This window comes from Streptomyces sp. NPDC057654 (assembly GCF_042800135.1).
GTDB lineage: Bacteria > Actinomycetota > Actinomycetes > Streptomycetales > Streptomycetaceae > Streptomyces.
In genome coordinates, this window is sequence record NZ_JBHVHQ010000426.1 from 1 (window position 1) to 7,084 (window position 7,084).

The following is a 7,084-nucleotide window of genomic DNA, read 5'->3' on the forward strand; positions in this document are numbered from 1 at the left end:
GGCCGGACGCCGCCCCCGGATCGGCCGAGTGGAACGTCCGCGCCGACCTGGTCGGCCGCGCCATGCGGCTGATCGGGGACGGCGTCGTGGACCGGGAGGGCGTCGGCGGGCTCGCCGCGCGGCTCGGCTACAGCTCCCGGCAGGTGCACCGGCAGCTCACCGAGGAGCTGGGCGCGGGGCCCGTCGCCCTGGCGCGTGCCCAGCGCGCCCACACCGCGCGTGTGCTGCTGCAAACCACCACCCTGCCGGTCACCGAGCTGGCCTTCGCCGCGGGCTTCGCCAGCGTCCGTCAGTTCAACGACACGATCCGCGAGATCTACGCCGGCACGCCGACCGGGCTGCGGGACTCCGCACGCCCGGCCCCGGGCGGGAAGAGGCAGGACGCGGGCGACCACCCCGCCCCGGCGGGCATCCCCCTGCGGCTCGCCTGCCGGGGCCCGTACGCGGCCCGTGAGATCTTCGACTTCCTGGAGCGCCGCGCCATCGCCGGCATCGAGGAAATCCTCGGCGCACCCGGCGCCCGGACCTACCGGCGCACGCTGCGCCTCCCGTACGGCACCGCCGTCGCCGAGGTCGACGAGCACGGCGCGGAGCGCGGTCGTGGCCGCGCCCGCAACGCGACAGCGACAGCGGGCACGGGCGGGCCGGCGGCCGGCGGCGGCTGGCTGGAGTGCCGGCTGCACCTCACCGACCTCCGGGACCTCGCCACCGCCGTGGCCCGGCTGCGGCGCCTGTTCGACCTGGACGCCGACCCGTACGCCGTCGCCGAACGCCTCGGCGGCGACCCCTGGCTCGGCCCGCTGGTCGCCGCCCGCCCCGGACTGCGCTCGCCCGGTGCGGCGGACAGCGAGGAACTGGCCGTACGGGCCGTGCTCGGCCAGCAGGTGACCGTGGCGGCCGGCCGCAGGCTCGCGGGCGTACTCGTGGCGGCGTACGGAAAACCCCTCTCCGCCCCCGACGGCGCCCTCACCCACGTCTTCCCCGAACCCGGCGTCCTCGCCGACGCGGCCCTGGCCGAACTGGGCATGCCGGACGCGCGGCGGCGCGCCCTGCGCACCGTCTCCGGCGCGCTCGCCGACGGCCGCGTCGCCCTTGACCCCGGCGTCGACCGCGACGCCACCGAACAGGCGCTGCTCGCCCTGACCGGCATCGGCCCGTGGACCGCCCGCTACATGCGGATGCGGGCGCTGGGCGACCCCGATGTGTTCCTGCCGGGCGACGCGGGCGTCCGGCACGGGCTGGCGGCGGTCGGCGCGGGCGCGGAGGCGGCCGAGGGGTGGCGGCCGTGGCGCTCGTACGCGCTGCACCACCTCTGGAACGCCACGACGCCCCCTTCGACGACGGCTGCGACAACAGGAAAGAGCGGATGACAGTGCTGTACACGGAGATCGACAGCCCCCTCGGGCTGCTGCTGCTCACCGGCGAACCCTCGCCCACCGCGCCCGGCGGCACCGCCCTGGCCTCCCTGTCCGTGCCCGGCCAGAAGAACGCCGTACGGCCGGGCCCCGACGACCGCCGCGACCCGGCCGCCTTCGCCGAGGCCGAACGCCGTCTCATGGCGTACTTCGCCGGGGAACTGCGCGACTTCGGGCTCGAATACACCACGCGCGGCACCGAGTTCCGCGAGAAGGTCTGGGCGGCGCTGGACGCCGTGCCGTACGGGCGGACGACCAGCTACGGCGAGATCGCGGCCCGCGTCGGGGCGTCCCGGATGGCGGTGCGCGCCGTCGGCGGCGCGATCGGCGCCAACCCGCTGCTGGTGCTGCGCCCCTGCCACCGGGTGATCGGCGCGGACGGCTCGATGACGGGGTACGCGGGCGGTCTGGAGCGCAAGCGGCTGCTGCTGGAGCTGGAGTCGTGAGACGGCCCGCGGCGTACCGCCCGCGGAGTACGGCACGGGTCGCCCGCCGCACGATGCGGACCCTCCCGGCCTCGGGAAAGGTGGAAGGCGGCTGATCCGCTCCGAGGGGCCTCGGGGCGACCGATCGCCACCCGCCATCCGAGGAGCCCGCCATGCCTGCCACCGCCGCGGCCCGCACGCCCTTGCCGCCCACCGAGCCCCCACCCGCCGTCGGCGAACGGCTCGACGCCGCTCGCCCGTACGCGCTCGCCCTCTTCCGTGCCGTCATCGGCCTGCTCTTCCTCTGCCACGGCGCCGCCGCCGTCTTCGGCGTGCTCGGCGGCGCCGGGCCGCAGGGCGGCACGGTCGGGACGGGTGCCTGGCCGAGCTGGTACGCGGCCGTTATCCAGCTCGTCGGCGGCGGCCTGGTGCTGCTCGGCTTCGGCACCCGCACGGCGGCCCTGATCTGCTCCGGCTCGATGGCCTACGCGTACTTCGACGCCCACCAGGCCACCGCCCTGTGGCCCCTCCAGAACGGCGGCGAACTCTCCGTCGCCTTCTGCTTCGCCTTCCTCCTCCTGGTCTTCACCGGCCCCGGGGCTCTCTCCCTCGACCGGCTGTTCGCGTCCCGGCGCGGTTGACCGGGGCCTGCCCCTCGCGGCTCAGCGACCGGCGTCCGGCAGCCCCCAGCGCGGGGCCGGGGCGTTCGCGGGGACCGGGGCGACGGTGAGGTCGGGGCGGTCCCCGTGTGCGGTGATGAGCGCCGTCTCGCCCTTGCGGAGCGCGATACGGAGGGTGCCGCCCGTACGGTCGTGTCCGCCGTGCCCATCGCTCCCGGCGACACGCTCGTACCGCAGCGGCCGCCCGTGCGTGTCGCGCACCTCCACCGGCCCCTCGATCCCGTGCCGGACCACGCACGGCGCGCCCGCCTCGCTGTGCAGCCGCACCCAGCGGGTCCGGCCCTCCTCGCGGACCGCGCTCAGCAGGAACGCGCCCTGTGTACGGAAGTCCCGCAGCGCCGCCGCGCGCCAGGAGCCGGGCAGTGCGGGGAAGACCCGGATGACGCCGCCCCAGCTCTGGCACACCATGTCGTGCAGGGACTGCGCGGCCGACAGCGGGGTCTCGATGACCGGGCCGGACTCCTTGTACATGGTGTTCGGCTGAATGTAACGGGTCATCAGTTCGCCGAGATACTTCAACGCGTCGTCGCCGCGCCCCATTTGAGCGGACATCGACGCGGCCCCGGTGAAGGTGTAGCCCTGGAGGGCGCCCTCGAAGCCGACCCAGTGGTTCAGCGACTTCTCGATGAGCGCGCGGTGTTCGGGCTGATCCCACGTCACTTCGTAGAGGGGGTAGACCGCGAGCATGTGGGAGTAGTGGCGGTGCGACTTGGCGAACGGGACGCCCGCGCCGATCATGAAGCCGTTGGCGTCGGTCGGGTACGGGGCCAGCTTCGCGAGCACTTCGCGCCAGCGCGGCGCGAGCGCGTCCCATACGCCCAGCGTCCGCGCCGCGTCCAGCAGCGTCGCGCAGCCCCAGCGCAGCAGCATCAGGTCGTAGTTGCAGTCCGGCGCGTTGACGCCGTACTCGGGGGAGAACGTGGCGGGCAGGTGCAGCCTGCCGTCCCGGCCGGGGGTCAGGAAGTGCAGGTAGTAGGTGACGGCCTTGCGCAGCAGGGGGAAGACGACGTCGCGGAGGATCGACTCGTCCATGGTGTGGCGGTAACTCAGCCAGACGTTGTGCAGCGCCCAGGTGAGGTTGCCGACCTCCGGCGTGGGCGGATCCTGGCCCGGCACGCCGACCGCGTAGCCGCCGTTCGCCACGGACGCCCCGTTGAGCAGCGTCATGTCGGTCGTACGGGCGATGCCCGCCGAATCCGCGCGGTACGGCTTCGCCAGCTCGTCGCTCAGCCGGTGCCGGTACTCGCTCAACGCCCGTGTCACGGCGTCGAGTTCGAGGTGGTTGGAGCCGTGGATCAGCCAGTACTCCAACTGCACGTTGAGGTTCCACCACGTGGCGGGCCAGGGCGTCGGCTCCAGCCAGGGGCCCGATGTCGCCATCACGGGCGCGTCCCGGCGCGCGGCGGACGCGGCCTTGTAGAGCTGCGCCCAGTAGAAGCGCTGCAACCGGGCGTCGGGGACCGACAGGAAACTCTTCCGGTAGTACCGGTGCCACCAGGCGCGATGGGAGGGCGCGAGCGCGTCGTACGGCAGCGCCGCCGCGCTCCGTACGGTCCGCAGCGCCTTCGCGCGGGCGGTGGCCCGGGGGTGGGACCAGGCCACGGCCGCGTACAGGGTGCGCCGCCCGCCGTGCCCGTGCGTCCGCTCGTGCCACGCGGTGACGTGCTGGCCGCCCGCCAGCAGCGGCTGGACCGCGGCCCGTACGCCCCCGTGGCGCTCGACGGCCGCGGGCGGATTGCCGGCGTACCCGGCGGGCAGCGGTTTGAAGGCGGCGCGCGGGCTGATCGCCTCGGCCGGGTGGAACGTCCAGCGGAAGCCGCGCTCGCCCGCGCTCGGGACGATCTCCACGGCCAGTACGGAGCGTGAGTTGTGCACCATCGCGCGCAGCGTGAGCGTGCCCGCCTCGGTGGTGACCGTGCCGGTCAGCTCGGCGTCGTGCAGGCCGAGCCGCCAGTCGACGCCGGTGATCCGGCCGGCCGGTTCGAGGGTGAACCAGCCGATGGGCAGCCGCGCGAGGCCGAAGAGGGAGCCGAACTCGGGGCGGTGGTCCTGCACTTCGCTGTGCTGGACGTTGAACCGGATCGCGTTGCGGCCCGGCTCGGCGTAGATGCCGGAGCCGAGGAGAGCGTTGCCGAGGAACGGGCCCTCGTACCAGGTCTTCGGCATGGTCCGCCAGGCGAGGTCGGCGTCGGAGAGGACCTCGCGCCAGGGGTCGTCATGCCCGCGGTCTTCCGGGAGGGAGGCGGCGGCCGGGAGCGCGTACGCGGCCGGGGTCGCGAGTCCTACGGCGCCCGCGGCTCCCGCGGCGAGGGCCCCGCCGAGCACGGCTCGTCTGGACGATCCGCTGGACGTTCCGTTCGGGGTATCCATTCCGCCTCCAGGCGCGTGCGACGAGCTCACACTGATCCGGCTGACGCAGCCGGCGGTCGAGCTATCCGTCGGCTGATTCATCCGAGGTTTCCATCGGAGGAACGTAGGAAGCACGGAAGGAGACGTCAATAGTTCTGACAGAGATCCGATGAGTGGGGCGACGCTCCTGAGCGCACGGGCAGGAGTCAGCCCCAGATGACCGAGCCCGCCCACGCGCCCACCGCCAGCAGGCACGCGAACAGCTCGACCAGCACGCTCGTCCCGATCGCCCGCATCACGCCCCGCATGGACGCCCACGCCTGGCCGTGGCCGCCGAGCCGCTGCCGCTCCACGCCGTAGATCGCCCCGACGAACCCCAGCACGGCCCCGATCAGCGGCACCACGAAGAACCCCACCACCCCGGCGGCCCCGGCCAGCCGGAACGTGCGCCGGGTGATGCCCGCGCCGCGCAGCGAGCGGGCGGGCAGCAGCCACTGCACCGCCTGGTTCAGCAGCAGGACCGCGGTCGTACCGGCCAGTACGCCCCAGGCGAGCGTGGTCCGCGCGGTCATCGACCACCACAGCACGCCGGCCCAGACGATCGGCGGCCCCGGCACGCCGGGCGTGACCACGCCGAGCAGGCCGAGCAGCATCACCAGCCCGACCAGGAGTAGCTGCGGCGTCTCCATAAGCCAAGGTTGCCGGAAGCCGCGCGGGTCCGCTTCCGGGCGAATATCGACATTCACCACTTACGGGCGCGGGGGCCCCACCCGCCCCGCTCCACCCGCCCGGCGTTGAAGCGGACGTACGGCTACCGCCTGCCCGCGTGCGCCGGAGGGGACCCGGGCGCCCCCGCGTGCCGGTTTACGTCCTCGGGGGCACGTGTGCACGTGCACGTGACGTACGCGGGTCCCGTGTGTACGTACGCGGGTCCCGTCGCCCGTAGCGGTGCGGCCCGCCCCGCAGCGCACCCGCCCGTCAGCGCCCGCTGCGGGACACCCAGCCGCGCTCGTACGCGTGCCACCCCAGCTGGAGCCGGGTGGTCACCCCCGCCAGTCCCATCAGCCCCTTGACCCGCCGCTGCACCGTCCGCAACCCGAGATCGAGCTGCTTGGCGACGCTCGCGTCCGTGAGACCCGCCAGCAGCAGCGAGAGGATCTCCAGATCCGTGCCGTCCGGCCCCTCCGCCGGGTCCTCGTGCACCGAGCCCGAGATGCCCAGGCGCAGCGGCAGCGCGTCGCGCCACACCGCCTCGAAGAGCCCGAGCAGCGATTCGAGCAGGCCGCTGGCGTGCACGACGAGGGCGGCGGGCTCGGCGGACCGCGAGGTCAGCGGCACCATCGCGAGCGTACGGTCGACGATCACGAGCTTGGTGGGGACCCGGTCCACGACCCGGACCTGCTCGTCGCGGCCGAGGGCCGCGGAGAGCTCGGCCAGCCCGTGCGGGCCGGAGAGCACCGCGCGTTCCAGCACCGCGCGGTAGCGGACGCCGCGCTGCGCGGCCTGCTCCTCCGCGTCGTTCTCGATCCCCGTCACCGCCTGCGGAACCCCGGTGACCAGGGCGCACACCTCGTCGGCCGCGCCCAGTTGCAGTTGCAGGAACCGGTGGGCCACGGCGCTCGCGCCCGTCACCACCTCCACCAGGTCGTGCACGGCGGGCTCCGCGGCCTCGGCCCGGTACTCCTCGGCGAGCAGCGCCGCCGCCAGCTCCGCCTGGTCCAGCTCGTGGCGCTGCTGGGTCAGCAGCGCCCCCAGGGCGACGGCGGGCGGCGCCGCGACCCAGCGGCCGGGGCGGGCGGAGGACTGCGCGGCCAGCCCCTGGCGCTCCAGGCGGCGCAGGGTGCGTACGGCCTCCTCCTCCGGCAGCGTCAACCGGTGCGCGAGATCGCTCAGCTCGGCCGCGCCGAGCGCCACGAGCGTCCGGTAGGCCGTTTCCTGTGCCTCGTCCAGACCGAGCGCGGTCAGCATGCGATGTGCCCTCCCCATAGGACCGTTCCCGCCGGTTCCACCACCGGTTCCAGCGCCCCTTGGCGGAAATGAGCCACGGCACAATTCCGCCTCGGACATCATCCCCGCACTCCCCGCCGCTCTGCCAATGTGACGGCACCGCAGCACCGGACGGCGGCTCCCGCACCAGCGGGAGCCGTTGTCGCGGGCTGACACGCCACCGGAGAACACCGCGCCCTCGGGCGCACCGCTCGGGGAGATTGAGGAG

Annotated in this window: 6 protein-coding genes; 3 read left to right on the top strand and 3 right to left on the bottom strand. The window is 74.4% G+C overall.

Going from position 1 to position 7,084, the window contains the following annotated elements:
* The 3 genes from ACFU99_RS26580 to ACFU99_RS26590 all read left to right on the top strand — a co-directional run.
* On the top strand, positions 1–1,370 hold a 1,370-nt coding region (locus tag ACFU99_RS26580), incomplete at its 5' end, for an AlkA N-terminal domain-containing protein (protein ID WP_384396358.1).
* Positions 1,367–1,861 (top strand): methylated-DNA--[protein]-cysteine S-methyltransferase, encoded by a 495-nt coding sequence (locus tag ACFU99_RS26585; RefSeq protein ID WP_384396361.1) that lies wholly within the window; start codon positions 1,367–1,369, stop codon positions 1,859–1,861. The genes ACFU99_RS26580 and ACFU99_RS26585, both read left to right, overlap by 4 nt.
* Positions 1,862–2,013: 152 nt before the next feature.
* Positions 2,014–2,481 (top strand): DoxX family protein, encoded by a 468-nt coding sequence (locus ACFU99_RS26590; protein WP_384396363.1) that lies wholly within the window; start codon positions 2,014–2,016, stop codon positions 2,479–2,481.
* A gap of 21 nt (positions 2,482–2,502) precedes the next feature.
* Here ACFU99_RS26590 and ACFU99_RS26595 read toward each other — a convergent pair whose 3' ends face one another.
* From ACFU99_RS26595 to ACFU99_RS26605, 3 genes are all read right to left on the bottom strand, one after another.
* Entirely contained in the window at positions 2,503–4,890 is a 2,388-nt protein-coding gene (locus tag ACFU99_RS26595; RefSeq protein WP_384396366.1) for a Tat pathway signal sequence domain protein, read from the bottom strand.
* Positions 4,891–5,075: 185 nt separating this feature from the next.
* Positions 5,076–5,558, bottom strand: coding sequence for a DUF456 domain-containing protein (locus ACFU99_RS26600; protein ID WP_384396369.1), 483 nt, complete (start codon positions 5,556–5,558; stop codon positions 5,076–5,078).
* A 289-nt stretch (positions 5,559–5,847) separates the two neighbouring features.
* Positions 5,848–6,837 carry a helix-turn-helix domain-containing protein gene (locus tag ACFU99_RS26605; protein ID WP_384396372.1) on the bottom strand — a complete coding sequence of 330 codons (990 nt, stop codon included), beginning with the start codon at positions 6,835–6,837 and terminating at the stop codon, positions 5,848–5,850.
* Positions 6,838–7,084: the final 247 nt, after the last annotated feature.